The sequence below is a fragment of the Sporomusaceae bacterium ACPt genome (assembly GCA_041428575.1).
GTDB lineage: Bacteria > Bacillota > Negativicutes > Sporomusales > Sporomusaceae > Sporomusa_D > Sporomusa_D carbonis.
On record CP155570.1, the window covers coordinates 1,320,451 to 1,339,960 of the forward strand.

The 19,510-nt window shown below is 46.7% G+C and carries 17 protein-coding genes and 1 pseudogene; 17 read left to right on the top strand and 1 reads right to left on the bottom strand.

Going from position 1 to position 19,510, the window contains the following annotated elements; all coding sequences use genetic code 11:
• The first annotated feature begins 15 nt into the window (after positions 1-15).
• Positions 16-630 (top strand): methylenetetrahydrofolate reductase C-terminal domain-containing protein, encoded by a 615-nt coding sequence (locus tag SCACP_RS06550; RefSeq protein ID WP_425060550.1) that lies wholly within the window; start codon positions 16-18, stop codon positions 628-630.
• Positions 631-650: 20 nt separating this feature from the next.
• Positions 651-1,517 carry a methylenetetrahydrofolate reductase gene (locus tag SCACP_RS06555; RefSeq protein WP_425060551.1) on the top strand — a complete coding sequence of 289 codons (867 nt, stop codon included), beginning with the start codon at positions 651-653 and terminating at the stop codon, positions 1,515-1,517.
• A 110-nt stretch (positions 1,518-1,627) separates the two neighbouring features.
• Here the strand turns inward: SCACP_RS06555 and SCACP_RS06560 are convergent, their stop codons facing one another.
• Positions 1,628-2,014, bottom strand: a complete 387-nt coding sequence (locus tag SCACP_RS06560) for a transposase (RefSeq protein ID WP_425061338.1) — start codon at positions 2,012-2,014, stop codon at positions 1,628-1,630.
• Positions 2,015-2,120: 106 nt separating this feature from the next.
• Between SCACP_RS06560 and SCACP_RS06565 the strand changes: the two are divergent.
• The 15 genes and pseudogenes from SCACP_RS06565 to SCACP_RS06635 form a co-directional block, all read left to right on the top strand.
• Positions 2,121-2,426: pseudogene (locus SCACP_RS06565) on the top strand (chromate transporter); the annotation flags it as partial.
• Between the two features lie 209 nt (positions 2,427-2,635).
• On the top strand, positions 2,636-3,268 hold the full coding sequence (locus SCACP_RS06570) for a cyclodeaminase/cyclohydrolase family protein (protein ID WP_425060552.1): 633 nt from the start codon (positions 2,636-2,638) through the stop codon (positions 3,266-3,268).
• 14 nt (positions 3,269-3,282) lie between these two features.
• Entirely contained in the window at positions 3,283-4,146 is an 864-nt protein-coding gene (locus tag SCACP_RS06575; RefSeq protein ID WP_425060553.1) for a bifunctional 5,10-methylenetetrahydrofolate dehydrogenase/5,10-methenyltetrahydrofolate cyclohydrolase, read from the top strand.
• 50 nt (positions 4,147-4,196) lie between these two features.
• Positions 4,197-4,844: a DUF3786 domain-containing protein gene (locus SCACP_RS06580; RefSeq protein WP_425060554.1), complete on the top strand. Its 648-nt coding sequence runs from the start codon at positions 4,197-4,199 to the stop codon at positions 4,842-4,844.
• Between the two features lie 101 nt (positions 4,845-4,945).
• Entirely contained in the window at positions 4,946-5,716 is a 771-nt protein-coding gene (locus SCACP_RS06585; RefSeq protein ID WP_425060555.1) for a P-loop NTPase, read from the top strand.
• 42 nt (positions 5,717-5,758) lie between these two features.
• Positions 5,759-7,426: a formate--tetrahydrofolate ligase gene (locus SCACP_RS06590; protein ID WP_425060556.1), complete on the top strand. Its 1,668-nt coding sequence runs from the start codon at positions 5,759-5,761 to the stop codon at positions 7,424-7,426.
• A gap of 190 nt (positions 7,427-7,616) precedes the next feature.
• On the top strand, positions 7,617-9,554 hold the full coding sequence (gene cooS, locus SCACP_RS06595) for an anaerobic carbon-monoxide dehydrogenase catalytic subunit (RefSeq protein WP_425060557.1): 1,938 nt from the start codon (positions 7,617-7,619) through the stop codon (positions 9,552-9,554).
• A gap of 75 nt (positions 9,555-9,629) precedes the next feature.
• Positions 9,630-11,759, top strand: a complete 2,130-nt coding sequence (acsB, locus tag SCACP_RS06600; RefSeq protein WP_425060558.1) for an acetyl-CoA decarbonylase/synthase complex subunit alpha/beta — start codon at positions 9,630-9,632, stop codon at positions 11,757-11,759.
• Between the two features lie 123 nt (positions 11,760-11,882).
• The gene (gene acsC, locus SCACP_RS06605) at positions 11,883-13,226 is read left to right on the top strand and encodes an acetyl-CoA decarbonylase/synthase complex subunit gamma (RefSeq protein ID WP_425060559.1); all 1,344 of its coding nucleotides are present in this window, start codon (positions 11,883-11,885) and stop codon (positions 13,224-13,226) included.
• 72 nt (positions 13,227-13,298) lie between these two features.
• Positions 13,299-15,269: an ASKHA domain-containing protein gene (locus SCACP_RS06610; protein ID WP_425060560.1), complete on the top strand. Its 1,971-nt coding sequence runs from the start codon at positions 13,299-13,301 to the stop codon at positions 15,267-15,269.
• Between the two features lie 42 nt (positions 15,270-15,311).
• On the top strand, positions 15,312-16,067 hold the full coding sequence (locus SCACP_RS06615) for an AAA family ATPase (protein WP_425060561.1): 756 nt from the start codon (positions 15,312-15,314) through the stop codon (positions 16,065-16,067).
• Positions 16,068-16,088: 21 nt separating this feature from the next.
• A complete protein-coding gene (gene cdhD, locus SCACP_RS06620; RefSeq protein ID WP_425060562.1) occupies positions 16,089-17,057 on the top strand; it encodes a CO dehydrogenase/acetyl-CoA synthase subunit delta in 969 nt (322 codons plus the stop codon).
• A 93-nt stretch (positions 17,058-17,150) separates the two neighbouring features.
• Entirely contained in the window at positions 17,151-17,942 is a 792-nt protein-coding gene (locus tag SCACP_RS06625) for a dihydropteroate synthase (RefSeq protein ID WP_425060563.1), read from the top strand.
• A gap of 38 nt (positions 17,943-17,980) precedes the next feature.
• Positions 17,981-18,574, top strand: a complete 594-nt coding sequence (locus SCACP_RS06630; RefSeq protein WP_425060564.1) for a 4Fe-4S dicluster domain-containing protein — start codon at positions 17,981-17,983, stop codon at positions 18,572-18,574.
• The gene (locus SCACP_RS06635; protein WP_425060565.1) at positions 18,571-19,434 is read left to right on the top strand and encodes a CoB--CoM heterodisulfide reductase iron-sulfur subunit B family protein; all 864 of its coding nucleotides are present in this window, start codon (positions 18,571-18,573) and stop codon (positions 19,432-19,434) included. The genes SCACP_RS06630 and SCACP_RS06635 overlap by 4 nt, the downstream gene beginning before the upstream one ends.
• The last annotated feature ends 76 nt before the right edge of the window (positions 19,435-19,510 follow it).

The following is a 19,510-nucleotide window of genomic DNA, read 5'->3' on the forward strand; positions in this document are numbered from 1 at the left end:
GAAGAGATAAGGACTATGTTAAACAGTTACGACCGTGTGCTAATAGTGGGCTGTGGCACCTGCGTTGCAGTATGTCACACCGGAGGTGAGCGCGCAGTTAACTTGCTGGGGACTACGCTGCGGTTGGCGCGAAAAGTTGAAGGCCGCGATATTGAGATCGGCGAACAGACCGTTATCCGCCAATGTGATTTTGAGTACCTTGATCAGGTGCAAAACGTCGATAAATACCAGGTAATTCTATCATTAGCCTGCGGTGTTGGTATCCAGGGTATGGCACGAAAATTTCCGAACATTCCAGTGCTTCCGGGCGTAAATACGACGTTTATGGGGTTTAACGAGGAGTACGGCTACTACACTGAGATGTGCAAAGGCTGTGGTGAGTGCATACTTGACGTAACCGGCGGCATTTGCCCCATTGCCCGTTGCGCTAAGAGCCTGCTCAACGGGCCGTGTGGTGGTACTAATAACGGCAAATGTGAGATTGATTTAACCCGAGACTGCGGTTGGATCCTCATCTATGACAAGATGAATAATATGGGCCAGCGCGATAAGTTCATGAAAATCAACGGACCGAAAAACCACCGGAAGGCAAACAACCTTCGATACATGGATTTGAGGAACTGGATTTGAAAAAGCAGGAGGGAAAAAACGTGAGATTTAAAGAGGACATCCAAAGTGGAAAGTTCGTCGTTACCGCTGAAGTCGGCCCTCCTAAGGGAACTGATTTAAGTGAGATGATCCACCGCCTTGAAGGACTTAAAGGGAAGGTGACGGCGCTCAACGTTACCGACAACCAAAGCGCGGTCATGCGTGTTTGCACGCTGGCGGTCGCTAAGATTATAACAGATATGGGCATCGAGCCGATCTATCAGATGACCTGCCGCGACCGCAACCGCGTAGGTTTGCAGTCTGACCTGCTTGGCGCTTCCGCACTTGGTATTAAGAACGTGTTGGCGATGACCGGCGACCATCCGGTGCTCGGCGACCACAAGAACGCCAAGCCGGTGTTTGATATAGAATCAGTACAGCTCTTAGAGATTATCAACGGTCTTAACGCGGGTCATGATATGGCGGGCCTTGAGCTTAAAGGTAAGACTGAATTCTTTGCTGGAGCGGTCGTAGCGCCGGAGGCCAATCCGTTTGAGCCGCAGTTCGCTAAGTTCGAAAAGAAAATAAAAGCAGGTGCTAAATTTTTCCAAACTCAAGCAGTTTTCGATATGGCAAAGTTCATGAAGTTCATGGAACGTGCGAAGGAATATAATGTGCCCATTATGGCCGGTATCTTGCTCTTAAAGTCAGCCGGCATGGCAAGGTACCTCAACCAATTTGTCGCTGGCGTTTCAGTACCGCAGGAGCTTATTGACGAGCTCGCAAGCGCTGATAAACCGCTGCAGAAGGGCATTGAGATCGCAGGCCGGCAGATTGCCGAACTCAAAGAAGTGTGCGCAGGCGTGCACGTCATGGCGATTGGCGTTGAGGACAAAGTACCCGAAATTCTCGCGGCCGCGGGGCTATAATTTAGCTGATAAAAGAAATGAAATGAAGATCCCTTCTGCGAGTCAGGTGACGGCAGACTGTGGATAAATCACTCTAAAATTCCATTCAATAGGTCTCCAAACAGCTATTTCTAATCAATTGACACAAAATTTATCCGTAAAAAAGGAAGCCAGCGCTTTATACAAGTACTGGCTCCCTTTTTCCCCCTTAGCCTTCTCAATTTTGAGCCGTCTATGGCGACCAGTTCTTTGCCAAATAAGCTCCATTCATCGCACAGCTTAGTAAACTCCCTAAACACTTTTTTCAGTGCTAGTTTGTTGTCTTTTCGGAAATCAGCGGTGGTCTTACAATCGGGTTTTAATTTCTTTAAAAGCCATATCACTTCAATATTTCTGGTTGCCTCGTGTTCCAGTCTTCGGGAGGAGCGGATTCTGTTAAGGTACCAGTAAAGGTAAAGTTTTAGCAGATCTTTGGGATCATAAAGCGGCCTTACTAGTGAAGGGCAGACAGCTGGAATCCAAGCTTTTGCATATCAAGCTGTTCTACATACTCTTGATAACTCGAACGGAGTTATGGCTGCTTTTCACACAGTCTGACAGTAGAATGACTTTAAAGTTGCTAACGATTTTTCTAAACTATTGTTACTATGTTTTGGCGGCGGGTATGCCATGATACCGATTATGATGGACGAAGTTGAGGCTAATCACCGGGCTTCGGCTGCGGAGATGGCGGATACAATAGCTATTGCCGCGATGTCACCTGGCCCGGTTGCGGTTAATGCATTGATTGGTTTCAGTCTGTTACTCAACGGTTTTTCCGGTGTTATTTTTTATGCAGTATATAAGATGGGCGTTCAAAATAATATGTTTTTATCGGCTGACCCAATAGAAAAACGGATTGGACGTTATCATTGGTTCCTTGCATTTTGATATCAAGAGTTTAACAATTGTTTTTATCGCTTTTTCGACAAAATACGCCAATAATATTTTTTTTGAATAATTAAAATCTAGCAGGAATTTCAGAATAAAAAGCGAATTTTTTCCACTAGAATGTATGTGAAATAACAAACTAGCTGTTATTCAAATGACAACTGGTTGTTATACAAATAAAAACGGCAGTAGAAGGGAGGACAAAAGACATGAGTATGCTGGATAAGTCCTGCTCCGATTTTCTGGAAGTACTGGCTTCCAAGGCTCCGGTACCGGGTGGCGGCGGTGCGGCAGCCCTTGGCGGTGCTATCGGGATGGCCCTTTCCAACATGGTCGGGAATTTGACTGTGGGCAAAAAGAAATATGCCGAAGTCGAGGATGAAGTCAAAGAACTAATCGCCAAAGGGGAACAGGTGATCGCCGAACTGAAAAAGCTGGTAGATGAGGATGCAGCAGTTTTCGAACCTCTATCTAAGGCTTATGGTTTACCTAAAGACACTCCGGAGCAGATCGCTTATAGAGAACAAGTCATGGAGAAATGCTCCAAGGACGCCTGCGAAGGGCCTATGGAAATTATGCGTAAATGCTACGAAGGAATTAAACTTCATGAACGCATGGGCCAGATCGGAACCAATTTGGCAATTTCTGATGTGGGCTGCGGGGTAGTTTTCTTAAAAGCTGCACTGATCAGTGGGATGCTTAATGTTGTGATTAATCTTAATACCATTAAGGACCAGGAATATGTCAGCAAAAAACGGGCGGAAATGGAGCAGTTGCTGGCCGATGGTTCAAAAATGGCTGACGCTACCCTGGAGCTGGTTCTGAGCAAAATAAAAAAATAGGAGGAGTTTGGACAATGGCCGAAAGATTAGCCGGTAAAGCCGTTGCCGATGCCATGAAGGAGGAGCTCTCCAAAAGGGTAGAAGCGATTAAAGCCAAAGGTTTTACCCCGAAATTGGGAATTATCCGGGTCGGTGCCCGTCCTGACGACCTTTTTTATGAAGGCGGCGCCAAGAAAACCTGTGATTCCATCGGGATGGCTTACCAAGTTTTCGAGTATCCTGCCGATATCGACCAGGCTACTTTTGAACAAGCTGTGACCGCTATTGGTGCTAATAAGGAAATCAACGGTATCTTGATGTTTGCGCCGCTGCCCAAGCATCTGGACGAGAAAAAAATCCGGAACTTGATCCCGGTGGAGAAAGACGTGGATTGCATGACCATCGGCAGTGCTGCCAAAGTTTACACTGACGATCCTACCGGCTTTCCGCCCTGTACTCCCACCGCCTGCATGGATATCCTCAAATACTATAACATCCCCTTAAAGGGAAAGAAAGCCGTTGTGCTGGGCCGTTCTCAGGTAGTCGGCAAGCCTGTCGCCATGCTTTTACTTAGGGAACACGCCACTGTGACAATTTGTCATTCCCGGACTAATGACCTACCGGCTGTCTGTGCTGACGCCGACATTCTCATTGCTGCGGTCGGCCGGGCCAAAATGGTTAAAGCTAACTTTGTCAAACCAGGCCAGGTGGTAATCGACGTGGGTATTAACGAAGATCCCGATAATCCCGGTAAATATTGCGGTGATGTTGATTATGCCGAGGTTGAGCCGATTGTTGAAAAAATCACTCCGGTTCCCGGTGGTGTCGGCTCTGTAACCACCATCGTCCTTTGCAAACAGACCATTCAGGCATGTGAAATGCAAAACGGATTGGCTTAAATCTTCTGCAACTTCTGCAATTTGTTTTAACACACTAGGAGGCAGTTCTCATGCAAATTGGTAACAGCATTCCCCAGCATCTGCAGAACGGCTATCAATTGGCGTATGAAAAAGCCTGCGCCGGTTTGGCTGCTAAAAATCCGGAAGAAATGGCTGCCAACAGTGGTGCCGGATTTGATAGTGACAAGAAGGTATTCACCCTAAAATACCTAAACGACGTGTACACAGTAAGTTATCCGGACGGAGAAGTAAGTTTTGCCGGACGGCAAGATCCGGTGCCGGTTGCCGCAAAGGTGGTTTTGTTGCATTATTTGCAGACCGCTGGAGGACAGTCAATGTCCGGTCAACTGGTATCCTTTAAAGAAATACCAGGCGGTATGATCTACTTACAGCCCTTTAATGGCCGGGTTCTTGGCGGGTTTAAAGCGATATTTGGCAAAAATGCCGCGCTGTTGACCAAAGTAGGAGAAAAACTTGGTGGCCGGATTGCTAAGTTTGGTGACGCCGCTGTTACTCTGGATATTCTGCCACGAATTCCGGTAACTTACATTATTTGGCAAGAAGATGAGGAATTTCCAGCCAATGCTACAGCATTATTTGATGCTACGGCACCGTATTACTTGCCAACTGAGGATCTGGTGGTGGCTGCTGCTGCTGGTTCCAGTTTGCTCAATAAGACGCTCCGCACGCTAAGTTAGGCCGGAATCATGCATCTGATCTTATTTGGCAGATAATTTAAAATAAACATAATAATTGTTTATTTACAGATTTTTCTAGAGCACGCGGTAAAGGAGGTGAAATGTTGAAAATCGCAGTCTCCGGCAAAGGCGGCGTCGGCAAAACGTCTGTCTCGGCCAGTTTAGCCAAACTATTTGCCCGTGAAGGCCACCGCGTCTACGCAGTAGATGCCGATCCTGATGCAAGTTTAGGTTTAGCGCTGGGAATTTCTGATGATATCTTGGCTAAAGTAATTCCGCTAATTGACATGGAAGAAGTGATTAAGAAGAAAAGCGCCGGTGGCGGTTTATTCTATAGCCTTAATCCTGACGTTGATGACATATTAGACGAGTATTCCATTAGCGTGGGTAACATCAAATTTTTACGAATGGGCGGTGTCAAACCGGGCGGCTCGGCATGCTATTGCCGTGAAAACGCTTTTTTGTATTCAGTAGTTGATTCTCTAATCCTTGATAAAGATGACGTAGTCATTCTTGATATGGGAGCAGGGATTGAGCACCTTACCCGTGGAACCTCAAAAGGTGTAGACCTTATGATTGTGGTTACCGAACCGAGCAAGACCAGTGTTCAAACTGCAAGAGTGGTAATGCAGCTGGCTAAAGATTTGGGCATTGAAGTTATAAAAGTAATTGCTAACAAACTACGTTCTCCGAAAGAAGAAGCATTCATCCAGGAACAGTTTACAGCTCAAGAACTGTTAGGCGTCATTCGTTTTGATGACGATCTGCTGGATGTTGCTCTCGGCAATGGAGAGCAGGACATACTTACCGGAGCCTTCAAAGCATCTATGGAGGAAATTTATGCGCGGATAGCCGCAAACTCCAAATCCTAGGTTTAAAGGGAAATGTGCAAAACATATTAGGAGGTAAGTTATATGAAAAGTGACGTTGAAATCGCCCAAGAGGCGAAGATGAGCCCCATCGTTGATGTTGCGAAAGAACTGGAAATTCCTGCTGAAGAACTAGAACTTTACGGCAATTACAAAGCTAAGGTTTCCCTTAAAACCTGGGAACGTATCAAAGACCGTCCTGATGCCAAGCTGATCCTGGTTACTGCCATCAACCCGACTCCGGCCGGGGAAGGCAAAACCACTACCACTGTTGGTCTTGGCGATGCTCTACGGAAAAAAGGTAAAAGAGTAGTTATCGCCTTACGTGAACCGTCTCTCGGACCTTGCTTTGGTGTTAAAGGCGGTGCTGCCGGCGGCGGTTATGCTCAAGTTGTTCCGATGGAAGACATCAACCTTCACTTCACTGGCGACTTTCATGCCATCACTACTGCCCATAACCTCCTGGCAGCTATTATTGACAACCACCTGCATCATGGCAACGCTCTCGGTATTGATCCCCGCCGCGTAACCTGGCGCCGCGTCCTTGACCTCAACGAGCGCGCTCTTCGCTTCATCGTATGTGGTCTTGGCGGCAAAGCCAACGGCGTACCTCGCGAAACCGGGTTCGATATTACTGTTGCTTCTGAAATGATGGCCATTCTCTGTTTAGCTAAAGATCTGGATGACATGAAAGAGCGTATCGGCCGCATTATTGTTGCGTACACCCTGGATGGCAAACCGGTAACGCCGAATGATCTTAAAGTAACCGGCGCCTTGACCCTTTTGTTCAAAGATGCCATAAAACCTAACTTGGTTCAAACTCTTGAAAATACTCCAGCCTTTGTCCATGGTGGTCCGTTCGCCAACATCGCCCATGGTTGCAATAGCGTATCTGCTACCAAATATGCTATGAAACTTGCCGACGTTGTTGTAACTGAAGCCGGTTTCGGGGCTGACCTTGGTGCTGAAAAGTTTCTTGATATCAAATGCCGTTTTGCCGGCTTCAAACCCAATGCTGTAGTAATCGTTGCTACTGTTCGCGCTCTGAAAATGCATGGCGGCGTGCCCAAGACCGAACTTGTCGGCGAAAACATGGCTGCGCTGGAAAAAGGTCTTGCCAACCTTACTAAACACATTGAAAATATGCAGAAATACGGTTTGCCGACTGTTGTTGCCATCAACGCCTTCCCGACCGATACTGCTAAGGAACTTCAGTTTGTTGAAGAAAAATGCAACGCGATGGGTGCGGAAGTTGCTCTGTCTGAAGTTTGGGCCAAAGGCGGCGAAGGCGGCCTGGTGCTTGCTGACAAAGTTTTGGCAGCTTGCGAAAAACCCAGCAACTTCAAATTCATTTATGATGAAAAAGCTCCCATTAAAGATAAAATTGCTACTATCGCCAAAGAAATTTACGGCGCTGACGGTGTAAACTACACTCCTGCCGTAGAAAAGACCATTGTAGAACTAACGAATCTTGGTTTTGACAAGACTCCGATCTGCATGGCTAAAACCCAATACTCGCTGAGTGACGACATGAACAAACTGGGTCGCCCCACCGGCTTCAATATTACTGTACGCGAACTTCGCGTAGCAGCCGGCGCCGGCTTCCTGGTAGCTATTACCGGCGAAATCATGACCATGCCGGGTCTGCCTAAACAACCGGCGGCCGAAAAAATGGACATCGACAACACCGGTAAAATTGTTGGCCTGTTCTAATTATATTAAATAATTACTAAATACAGAAAAATTATTCTAATAGTTGCAGGTATTTGCCCACCTAAGGGCGAATACCTGTACAATGGGTTTGTGAAAAAATCCTCATAAAGTAAATGGTTAAGAGTAGCTAGGCCCATGTAAATGGAACCACCTGAAAACAACTATGATGAACATAGGGAGGAAAAGAAGAATGTCCGAAAAAAGAACAATCGACGTGGCAGCCACTCAGATGCTGGATAAAGCCAAAGAAATCGGCTTTTTAACAACATTTGACCGCGCCAAAGCTCAAGAGCCCCGTTGTACTTTTGGTAATACCGGTATTTGCTGCCGGATTTGCCTCCAGGGCCCTTGCCGTATTCTGCCCAAGAAGCCAGGAGGCAACAGAGGCATTTGCGGTGCTGCTGACTACACAATTGTCGCCCGTAACACTGTCCGTTACATCGCTGGTGGCGCATCCGCTCACTCCGACCACGGTCGCCACATTGCCGAAACTCTCCTGCATGTCGCTGAAGGTAAGTTAAAAGACTACCAAGTTACTGATACTGAAAAGCTCATGCGTGTTGCTAAGAAAATCGGTATTGAGACAGAAGGACGCGGCGTAATGGAAATTGCTAAAGACGTTGCAACCGCTGCTCTAGATGAGTATGGTCGTATGCATGAAGAGGACCTTACATGGATCACCTCGAACTGCACTGATAGCCGTTTGGAAGTTCTCCGCAAAACCAATATCATGCCTACCAACATCAACCTGAGCATCGCTCAACTGCTTCACCAAACCCATGTGGGTAACGACTCTGATCCAATCAACATCATTTTTGGCGGCTTGAAGGCTGCTCTCTGCGACTATGACGGCATGGCTCTTGCTACCGACCTGTCGGACATTCTCTTTGGCACTGGCGTACCTGTAGTAACTGAAGCAAACCTCGGCGCAATTAAAGCTGATAAAGTCAACATAGCTCTTCATGGCCATAACCCGCTTCTCAGCCAAATAGTTGTTAAAGCCGCCCGTGAAATGGAAGGCGAGGCCAAGGCTGCCGGCGCTGCTGGCATTAATCTTGTTGGTATCTGCTGTACCGGCAATGAAGTGCTGACCCGTGAAGGCGTGGCTATTGCCACCAACTTTGCTACCCAGGAGCTGGCTATCCTGACCGGTGCTATGGATGCCATGGTTGTTGACGTTCAGTGCATTATGCCCAGCTTGCGCAGCCTTGCCGAATGCTATCATACCAAGATTGTTACTACTATGCCAATCATGAAAATTCCTGGTTCTTATCACCTGGCTTTTGATGAGCATAATGCTATTAACAGTGCCAAAGAGATTATCCGTCTGGCTATTGATGCTTATAAAAAACGCGATGCAGCCAAAGTATGCATTCCGGATGTAAAAAACACTGTTGTTGCCGGTTTCACCCTGGAGTCTCTTCTCAATATCTTTAAGCAAATTAATGCTGATAATCCCATTAAAGTACTTACCGACGCTATCGAAGCTGGCGAAATCAAAGGTGTTGCGCTGTTCGCCGGTTGCAATAACCTTAAGGGAACTCATGATGAAAACCATATCACCATTGCTACCGAACTGGCTAAAAACGACGTATTCCTGGTCGCTACCGGTTGTGCCGCGCAAGCATTTGCGAAAGAAGGTCTCTTGAATGGTGAAGGTGTTCAAAAATATGCAGGCGAAGGCCTCAAGAAGTTCCATGCCCGTCTGAATGCGGCTGCTAAGCTAACCACAGAACTGCCACTGGTATTCCATATGGGTTCCTGCGTTGACAACAGCCGTGCTCAAGAGCTCGCCAACATGATGGCTAGAGAAATGGGCCTTGACAACCGCGATATCCCATATGTTGCCACTGCTCCGGAGGCAATGTCTGAAAAAGCCGTTGCAATCGGTTCTTGGAATGTTGCCTTGGGTAACCCTGTACACGTTGGCGTAGTTGTTCCGACTGTTGGCAGCTCCCTGGTTAACGATGTAGTAACCAAGATTGCCGAAGACGTATTTGGCGGCTTCTTCTTCTGGGAAACTGATCCGGTTAAAGCTGCGGCAAGACTTGTTGAAATTCTTGACGAGCGTAACTGGAAGAATGCAATGCGTAAAAAAGCTATCCAAGCTAAAGAGGCTAACCAATAATCATTTCTGGTGCAAATGAATTAGCTACTCTTATATATTGAGAAAATGACTCTATGAAGGAGGACGAAAAACAATATGTCTATGGAGCTTTTTAAAGGCGCCTATGAAGGTGCTGTTACAGCTACCAGCTACGCGGAAATTCTTCTGGCAAAAGCCATTAAGGAATATGGGGCCGACACACCTGTTAAATATCCTGATACCGCATACAGACTGCCGGTAATCACTGCTCTGAGCGGTGAAGAAGTAAACACTATCGGCGATCTTGCTCCCATCCTCAACAGGATTCGTACCACTAACATCAAGGAAGAACTGACTTTTGAAAATGCCAAATTGAACGGTGAAGCTACTCTGTATGCTGCCGAAATTATTGAAGCTTTGCGTTATCTCAATGGCGCTAAGCCTGATAAATATCCGTATACCGGCTTCCTGTCCGACCCGATTCTCCGTAAATTCGGTGTGCCGCTGGTTGACCAAACCATTCCTGGCGTAGCCGTTATCATCGGTAAAGGTAAAGACAGCAAATCGACTGCCAAGCTGGTTAAAGATCTCCAAGCCAAAGGCATCATGATTATGCTGGCCAACGAAGTAATTGAGCAGTGTATCGAAGAAGGCGTTAAAATCGGTGTTGACTTCATCACTTTCCCGCTCGGTAACTTCACCCAAGTTATCCATGCCGTTAACTTTGCTTTCCGTGCCGGTCTGGCGTTTGGCGGCATCCCTGCCGGTCAGCGTGAGCGGGCTTTGGAATATCAGGCAAAACGTGTTCTTGCATTCGTTATTCAGCTTGGACCTAACGATATTGTTAAATTTGCAGCAGAGTTCGGCGCCATTTTCATGGGCTTCCCGGTTGTTACCGACCAGCCTGTTGCCGAAGAAATTCCTGACTGGTATCAATCTGAACCAGACTATGAGAAAATCGGTAAACTCGGTCTTGAAATGCGCGGCATCAAAATCAAAATTGTTGATATTCCTGTACCGATCACCATTGGGCCGGCATTCGAAGGTGAAACCATCCGTAAAAAGGACGCTTGGGTTGAGTTCGGCGGCGGCCGTTCCACCAGCTTCGAGCTTGTCCGTATGTGCGACGCCGACCAAGTGGAAGACGGTAAAATTGAAGTTATCGGACCGGAAATTGACGAAATGCCGGAAGGCAGCGTATTCCCGCTCGGTATCATGGTTGATATCTACGGCCGGAAGATGCAGGAAGACTTCGAAGGCGTTCTTGAGCGCCGCGTCCACTACTTCATCAACTATGGTGAAGGTCTGTGGCACGTAGCCCAACGTAACATGATGTGGGTTCGTATTGGTAAAAATGCTAAAGCTGCCGGCTTTAAAATTAAAGACCTCGGCGAAATTCTTATTGCCAAATACAAATCCGATTATCCGGCTATTGTTGACCGTGTGCAGGTTACTATCATTACCGATAAAGATGTTATTGAAGATAAAATTAAAATTGCTCTCGAAAAATACGCAGCCCGTGATGCCCGTCTCAAAGGTCTTACTGACGAGTCGGTTGAAACCTACTATTCCTGCACACTTTGCCAATCCTTCGCCCCGAACCATGTATGCATCGTTTCCCCAGAGCGCGTTGGTTTGTGCGGTGCTGTTAGCTGGCTAGATGCTAAAGCCTCTAACGAGATTACACCGACCGGTCCGAACCAGCCGATCGAAAAAGGCGAATGCATGGATCCAGTAAAAGGCAGCTGGAAAAACCTTAATGATTTCATCTACACCCACTCCAACCGCACTGTAGAAAATGTAAACTTCTACACAATCATGGATAGTCCGATGACCTCCTGCGGATGCTTTGAAGCCATTATGGCGATACTACCGCTGTGTAATGGTATCATGATTACCACCCGTGAACATGGCGGCGAGACTCCTTGCGGTATGACTTTCTCGGCTCTGGCAGGTACTTGCGGCGGCGGTGTTCAAACTCCTGGTTTCATGGGTATTGGACGTCGTTATATTACCAGTTCCAAGTTTATCCCGGCTGACGGCGGTCTCGGACGTATTGTCTGGATGCCTAAAGAACTTAAAGAATACCTCGGTCAAGACTTGGTGGATGCTGCTGTGCGTGCAGGCCTTGGCGCAGACTTTATTGATAAAATAGCTGATGAAACTGTAGGCACCACCGAAGACGAAATCCTGCCGTTCCTTGAGGAAAAACAACATCCGGCTCTCCAAATGGATCCGCTGATGTAGTTCTACTTCTAAATTTAGTAAGAATTCGGGGCACATCCCGGGGGCCGTCCATAGAGAGCAGCCAGATGTGTCCCGGTTCTCATATTTATAAAAAAGTTCCGATATTCGAAAGGAGAAGAGAAAATGGCATTAACAGGTTTGGATATTTTCAAACAACTGCCCAAAACAAACTGTAAAGACTGCGGATCACCTACCTGCTTGGCTTTTGCAATGGCAATGGCCAATGGTAAGGCTTCCCTGGACATGTGTCCTCACGCATCTGAGGCTGCGAAAGAAGCTTTAGGCGCAGCTACAGCACCGCCTGTCCGCACTGTAAAAGTTGGCGTTGGCGAACAAGAAATTGTAATGGGTGACGAAACTGTCCTCTTCCGTCATGACAAAACCTTCTATCACCCAACCGCCTTCGCTATTCAAGTCTCCGACACTCTGACCGGTGCTGAACTTGATGCCAAAATAGAAAAAATCAATGGTTTGGTCATGGATCGTGTTGGCCAAAGAATCGCCGTTGATATGGTTGCTGTTACTAACTGCTCCGGTAACGCGGCAACTTTTAAAGCCGCTGTTGAAGCTGTAGCTGCCAAAGCCAAGTTTGCCCTCATGCTGGTTGGCGATGTTGCTGCTCTTGAAGCCGCCGTTCCGGCCGTAGCTGCCAAAAAACCGCTTATCCATGCCGCAACTGCTGAAAACTGGGAGAAAGTTGTAGCTCTTGCTAAAGCTAACAACTGCCCTGTAGTAGTAAAAGGCAATGGACTTGATGACACTGCGGCTCTTGTAGAAAAAGTGGCTGCCCAGTATAAAGAACTTGTTCTCGATTTTGGCAACACCCAACAGTCCAAAACGTTGGCTGAAATGGTTAACGCCCGCCGTCTGGCTATCAAAAAGAAATTCCGTCCGTTCGGTTACCCCATGTTGGCTTGCACTTTAGCTACTGACCCGAAAGAAGAAGTAGTAGAAGCTACTACCTATGTTGCTAAATATGCCAGCATCGTTTGTCTTAAGGCTGACGAAAAGCATCATTTGTTGCCTTTAATGGCATGGCGCATGAACATCTACACCGACCCGCAAAAACCGATGGCTGTTGAAGCTAAGGTATATGAAATCGGCGAAGTTACTCCTGATTCTCCTGTATATGTTTGCACTAACTTTGCTCTTACCTACTTTGCAGTTGAAGGCGAAGTTGTGGGCAGCAAAATCCCCGGCTATATCGTAGCTGTTGACACAGACGGCGCTTCCGTTCTTACTGCCTGGGCTGCAGGCAAGTTTGTAGCTGAACCTATCGCTGAATTCGTACAAAAAACGGGCATCATGGAGAAAGTTAACCATAACAGTATCGTTATTCCGGGTTATGTTGCTATTATCAGCGGCAAGCTGAAAGAAAAATCCGGTCTGGATGTTATTGTTGGGCCGCAGGAAGCTGCCGGTATTCCGGCTTTTGCCAAAGCCCGCTATCCGCACCTTATGAAATAATTGCTCCGGACCTTGCTATCTGAATTGGGAACTAACAGCCTTGGTTAAGTTAATCAGGAGGGTAATTTAAGGATGAACAAACGGTTCGTAACATTTCTTCCCGCAGGAATTAAAGTGGAGGTAGAGTCAGGTACTGATTTACTTACTGCTGCAAGTAAGGCTAATATTGAGCTAAAGGCTCCTTGCGGTGGTGACGGTACATGCGGCAAATGTGCAGTTCAGATCAAAAACGGAAGGGTAAAAGCCCGCCGTGACAGCCATCTGGCAACACGAATGGCGGAAAAAGGTTTAAACTTGGCCTGTCAGACGCTGGTTCAAGACGAGGATTTGGTGGTAGAGATACCTAAAACTTCGGCACTGAGCAAGCATCAGGTATTGGTTGACCGCAATCCGGCAGGTGAAGGAATTTCGGAAGCTCTGAGTAATTACTTACTGCATGTATGGCAGCTTAAAGAATTACTCCTGGAAAAGCAGGAAAGCCCGCTTAACGGTTATTCCTTGAATCCGTTATGCCGCCGTATCAGACTTACTTTGCCTGTAGCTAACCTGCAGGATAACCGTGATGACCTTAATCGGCTGACTATGGCTCTCAAAAAAGAAACCAAGTGTACGGACATCCATGTTCCCCTCCCGATTATTCGTAATTTGGGGGAAATCCTCAGGGCTGAACATTTTAAAGTAACTGTACTGCTATCTGAGGTTGGTGGTAAGGCTGAAGTGATTTCTGTTGAGCCAGGCCATGGCCATCAGCCTCTATACGGTATAGCTGTTGATATTGGAACTACTACCGTAGTGGCCTACCTCCTCGACCTGGAAAAGGGTAGAGTTGTTGAAACCGCAGGAACCCATAACCGTCAGGCCCGTTTTGGCGATGATGTCATTAGCCGCATCGTGTACGCGGTTGATGAACCGGACGGGTTAAAGACTGTTCATCAGTCTATTATCGACACCATAAATACGTTGATTATAGACTTGCTGGTAAAACAAAGACATATTAAAGAAACCGATATTCGTGTCATGATGACAGCGGGAAATACCACTATGGCACATTTGTTCCTAGGGATTAACCCCAAGTATATACGCTTGGAGCCATATATTCCGACTACTAACTTCTTTCCGGTTGTTAAGGCTCAGGAATTAGGGCTTAGAATAAATGATGATGCCTTGGTATTTAGTTATCCGTCGGTTGCCAGTTATGTTGGCGGAGATATCGTTTCCGGGGCTTTGTTTACTAAAATGGGCGATGCTGAAGCACCGATATCGCTTTTAATTGATATCGGTACCAATGGCGAAATGGTATTAGGGGCCGGTGACTGGCTGGTAACCTGTTCCTGCTCGGCTGGACCAGCGTTTGAAGGGTCAGGGATAACTTTTGGCATGAGGGCTATGCATGGCGCCATTGAGCGCATGGAAGTAGACCCTCAAACCTACGAAGTATCCTATACCACAGTCAATAATGGCAAGCCGGTTGGCATCTGCGGCTCAGGACTGATCGATTGCCTGGCTAAACTCAGGCGTACCGGTATAATCGACCGGGCCGGCAAGTTTCAAACCAGTCTGCCGACTGAACGGATGCGTTTCGGTGAGGCAGGTCCTGAATTTGTTCTTGTTTGGCGGGAAGATACCGACCTTGATCGTGATATAATTATAAGTGAGGCTGATGTCAAAAACCTGCTTAGAGCAAAAGGTGCGGTGTTTGCCGGAATTCGCACACTACTGAATGTGGTTGGCTTTGACTTAGAAAGTATAGAACATATTTACGTAGCCGGCGGATTTGGCAACTATCTCAATATTCCTGATGCAATCGCCATTGGCTTGCTGCCTGACCTGCCGATAGAAAAGTATAAGTATGTAGGCAACACTTCGGCAAAAGGTGCCTGCATGGCACTGTTGTCACAGGAAGCTTGGGCGGAAGCCAATAACCTGGCAGGCAAAATGACTTATATTGAATTATCAGTCGGCAATCTGTTCATGGACGAATTTGTCTCATCATTGTTTATTCCGCATACTGATTTGACTTTATTCCCCAACGTCAGTCTTTAATCTAAGGCTGGAATACGGGCGTATTGAAAGGAGTTTCACGACATGGCAAAACAAATAGCAGTGGCAGGAAAAGGCGGTACCGGCAAAACCACTTTTACCGCTTTACTGATTCGGTATCTGGTTAAAAACAATAAAGGCTCCATTCTGGCGGTGGACGCTGATGCAAATGCCAACTTGAACGAAGCCTTGGGCATGGAAGTGGAACAAACCATTTCCGAATTGATAACCAGCACGAAAGACCCTAAAAATATACCTGCCGGTATGACTCAGGAAACGTATATTGAATATAAACTCCAATCGTCGTTAGTCGAATCAGACAATGTCGATATGCTGGTGATGGGTGGACCTGAAGGCCCGGGCTGTTACTGTTTTCCTAACAACCTCCTCAAGGGGTTTATGGATAAACTTGGGAAAAATTACAGTTATGTAATTATGGATAATGAAGCCGGCATGGAGCATATTAGCCGCCGGGTAACTCAGGACATTGATCATATGTTTGTAATTAGCGATGCTTCAGCCCGGAGCATTCGTTCGGCAGGCCGTGTTCGCCAGCTTGTTGATACACTGAAATCCGATGTAAAAAATATCTACTTGGTTGTTACCAAAACTCAAAATAACGAGGATATTGCCGCTCTGCAAGATGAGATCGACAAAACCGGTCTTAAATTAATCGGCATAATTCCGTATGATGCACAGGTAACCAAGTATGACTTATTAAGCCAGCCGCTCTTTGATTTACCTGATAGCTCAGCGGCTGTACAGGCGGTTAACGCCATCTGTAAAGAAGTACAAATATAAAAGTCTGGAAGGAGCGTAACTATGGCAACTAATATGTTGAAAGAAAGATATTCCGGTAAAATCAATACCGTTACCATTGGTGCAACCAAAGAACAGGGTGGTACTCGCACCAGCACTGTAACCGTTGGCGGCGACGCCACTATGCCATTTCTCCATTTTGAAGGAGATATGCCTAATAAAGCGGCAGTTGCAATGGAAATTCAAGATGTTAAGCCAGCTTGGCATCCTGCATTACACCAGATCTATGATGATGTAATGGACTGCCCTGCTGCCTGGGCTAAAAAATGCGTAGAATTCGGCGCAGACATGATTTACCTCAAACTTGCCGGCGCTCATCCCGATAATGGTGACAAGAGCCCCGAAGAATGTGCAAAAGTTGTTAAAGACGTACTGGCCGCTGTAGGCGTACCTCTTATCGTAGTAGGCTGCGGCAATGACGAGAAAGACAATGCTGTGTTGCCTGTAGTTGCCGAAGCTGCTGCTGGCGAAAATCTGCTTATCGGTTTAGCTAAACAGGACAACTATAAATCGGTTGCCGCTGCTGCTATGGTTCACAAGCACAAAGTACTGGCTCAAAGCCCGCTTGATATCAACATCTGCAAACAGCTCAACATTCTTATTTCCGAGCTTGGTTTACCTGCTGAAAATATTCTTATCGACCCGAGCACTGCTGCTCTTGGCTATGGTATTGAATACACCTACTCTATTCTTGAACGCGGTCGTCTGGGAGCCCTTGCCGGCGACAAAATGCTGTCCCAGCCTGTAATTTGTCAAGTTGGTTATGAAGCATGGCGGGCTAAAGAGGCTGTTGCTTCTGAAGAAGATTTCCCCAACTGGGGCAACCAAACCGAACGTGCTATTCTCTGGGAAGCTATGACCGCTGCCGGTCTGGCCCAAGGCGGCGCTAATGTAATGGTGCTCCGTCATCCGGAAGCTGTCCGTCTCTTCAAGAAAAACATTGACGAATTAATGGTTAAGCCTGAAATTTAAGTTTCATTATTTGGTAATCGTACGGGTATTCTAAAACATTTCATCTAAAACTAATTTTTTTATAATTATTATATTTTTGAGGAGGATTTACTAATGATTATCATTGGCGAAAGAATTAATGGTATGTTTAAAGACATCGGTCTGGCTATCCGGGAGCATGATCCGAAGCCTCTCCAAGAATGGGCTGCTAAACAAAAAGCAGGTGGTGCTCACTACCTTGATGTAAACACCGGCCCTAACTCTGAAGACCAAACAGTAGATCTTCCTTGGATGGTTAATGTTTTAAAAGAATGCACCGACCTGCCGCTGGCTATCGACACTACTAACTATGATGCTATGGAAGCCGCTCTTGAAGCTTATGGCAAACCTGGCGCACTTATTAATTCCATTGGCTGCGAACAAGAAAAAATTGACCGTGTTTTCCCCATGGCTGTTAAATACCAAGCTGACGTTGTCTGTCTGTGCATCAACAAAGCCGGTATTCCTAAGAGCGCCGAAGACCGTGTAGCTATGGCTATGGAATTTGTTGCCAATGCCGAAGCTTATGGCCTTCAACCTGACCAACTCTGGATTGACCCGATTATTCTCCCTGTTAACGTAGCGCAAGAGCATGCTATTGAAGCTTTGGAAACAATTCGTCAAATTAAAATGATTTCCAACCCGCCTCCCAAAACTACGGTTGGACTTTCCAACGTATCACAAAAAAGCCCGCACCGCTCAATCATTAACCGCACCTTTGCTGTAATGGCGATGACTGCCGGTCTTGACTCTGCAATCTGCGATGCTAATGATGAGGCGCTTGTTGACGCCATCGCTACCGCTCGCGTTATCCTGAACAAAGACATTTATTGCGACTCCTACGCTAAGGTGTTCAGACAGCGGTAATTATACCCGCTGGGGGTGTACGCCCGGAAAGGAGGTCAATGATGTCAACGGTGAACCAGCCTGTTAAGGGTAAAACTTCTTTCTGCCGGGAAATTGAAGAAAAGTCTCATCAGAACATTCAATCATGCTATCATTGCATGAAATGCGCTGGTGGGTGTCCGATGAACTTTGCCATGGATCATAACAACTACGAGATTTTGCGCATGATCCAGTTAGGGGAAAAAGATAAGGTTTATAAGAGCAATACCCCGTGGTTGTGCGTAGGATGTAAGACTTGTGCGGTTCGCTGCCCCAACGGCATTGATACGTCGAAGGTTATGGATACCATAAAAATGGAAACCATTGCCGAAGATAAAATTCCTGCAAGTCATTACAACATTAAATTATTCTACGAGTTGTTCCTTGATTCCATGAAAGGATTCCCGGTGATTGGCGGCGAAGGCCGAAATTACGAACTTGGACTCATGGGACTTTACAAGCTGTGCACAGGGACTTATTTTGCGGACATGGACCTCGGTAAAGAAATGACAAAACGGGGCAAAATGCCATTTTTGCCTCATAATGCCCTCAAGCGGCGGAAGGGCGAAATCAAGAAAATATTCCAGAGAGCAAAGGAGAAAAAGGTGCGATGAAACTTGGCTATTATCCGGGATGTTCACTTCACTCCACAGCGGCCGAATACAATATGGCCACTGAGGCTGTATTTAGCGCTTTAGGGCTGGAATTGGCCGAACTTCAGGAGTGGAATTGCTGCGGAGCCACCGCCGGGCACTCCACCGACCGTTTCCTCGCACTTGCTTTGCCGCTTAGGAATCTTGTCATTGCTGAAGCCGAACAACAAAAAGAACTTGTCCTGCCATGTGCCGCTTGCTATAACCTTGTAAAAGCCGCTGACCATTATGTGCGCGAAGGTACGCCGGAAGCCAAAGAGGCCAACGAGGAACTGAAAAGCATAATGGGATCGTCCTATAGCGGCAGTGTCCATGTTACACATCCGCTGGAAATCATCATGAGGAAAGAATTTATTGGCAAAGTCAGGGAGAAGGTCAAAAAACCTCTCAACGGTCTTAAGCTTGTCCCGTACTATGGTTGTCTCTTGACAAGGCCGACTTACGTAGCCTTTGACGATGTCGAGCAGCCGCAAGCAATGGATCAACTGATGAAGTTGGCCGGGGCTGACGTGAAACGCTGGTCATACAAGACTGACTGCTGTGGCGGCAGTTTGACAGTTCCACGTACTGACATTGTTTATGAGATAACTAAAAACTTAGTAACTGCGGCCCAGCGCGCGGGTGCCGACGCCATTGTGACTGCATGTCCGTTATGTCAGATGACTCTGGAAACCCGGCAGAAAGAAATACAAAAACCTATCCCGATATTTTTCTTCACCGAATTGCTGGGGATTAGTTTCGGACATCCTGACGCAAGAAAATGGATGAAGAAACATATTATTAATCCCGTACCGCTCTTGACATCATTGCAACTGTTGTAACCATTATGAGAAACCGGCAGAACTATTATATAGCTATGTCCGGTTTCTCTCTGGTTATACCAGAGAATGTAATGAT

Coding starts and splice junctions, on each gene's coding strand:
- SCACP_RS06550 (WP_425060550.1), top strand. CDS start 16: ATGTTAAACAGTTACGACCGTGTGCTAATAGTGGGCTGTGGCACCTGC.
- SCACP_RS06570 (WP_425060552.1), top strand. CDS start 2,636: ATGAGTATGCTGGATAAGTCCTGCTCCGATTTTCTGGAAGTACTGGCT.
- SCACP_RS06575 (WP_425060553.1), top strand. CDS start 3,283: ATGGCCGAAAGATTAGCCGGTAAAGCCGTTGCCGATGCCATGAAGGAG.
- SCACP_RS06580 (WP_425060554.1), top strand. CDS start 4,197: ATGCAAATTGGTAACAGCATTCCCCAGCATCTGCAGAACGGCTATCAA.
- SCACP_RS06585 (WP_425060555.1), top strand. CDS start 4,946: ATGTTGAAAATCGCAGTCTCCGGCAAAGGCGGCGTCGGCAAAACGTCT.
- SCACP_RS06590 (WP_425060556.1), top strand. CDS start 5,759: ATGAAAAGTGACGTTGAAATCGCCCAAGAGGCGAAGATGAGCCCCATC.
- cooS (WP_425060557.1), top strand. CDS start 7,617: ATGTCCGAAAAAAGAACAATCGACGTGGCAGCCACTCAGATGCTGGAT.
- acsB (WP_425060558.1), top strand. CDS start 9,630: ATGTCTATGGAGCTTTTTAAAGGCGCCTATGAAGGTGCTGTTACAGCT.
- acsC (WP_425060559.1), top strand. CDS start 11,883: ATGGCATTAACAGGTTTGGATATTTTCAAACAACTGCCCAAAACAAAC.
- SCACP_RS06610 (WP_425060560.1), top strand. CDS start 13,299: ATGAACAAACGGTTCGTAACATTTCTTCCCGCAGGAATTAAAGTGGAG.
- SCACP_RS06615 (WP_425060561.1), top strand. CDS start 15,312: ATGGCAAAACAAATAGCAGTGGCAGGAAAAGGCGGTACCGGCAAAACC.
- cdhD (WP_425060562.1), top strand. CDS start 16,089: ATGGCAACTAATATGTTGAAAGAAAGATATTCCGGTAAAATCAATACC.
- SCACP_RS06625 (WP_425060563.1), top strand. CDS start 17,151: ATGATTATCATTGGCGAAAGAATTAATGGTATGTTTAAAGACATCGGT.
- SCACP_RS06630 (WP_425060564.1), top strand. CDS start 17,981: ATGATGTCAACGGTGAACCAGCCTGTTAAGGGTAAAACTTCTTTCTGC.
- SCACP_RS06635 (WP_425060565.1), top strand. CDS start 18,571: ATGAAACTTGGCTATTATCCGGGATGTTCACTTCACTCCACAGCGGCC.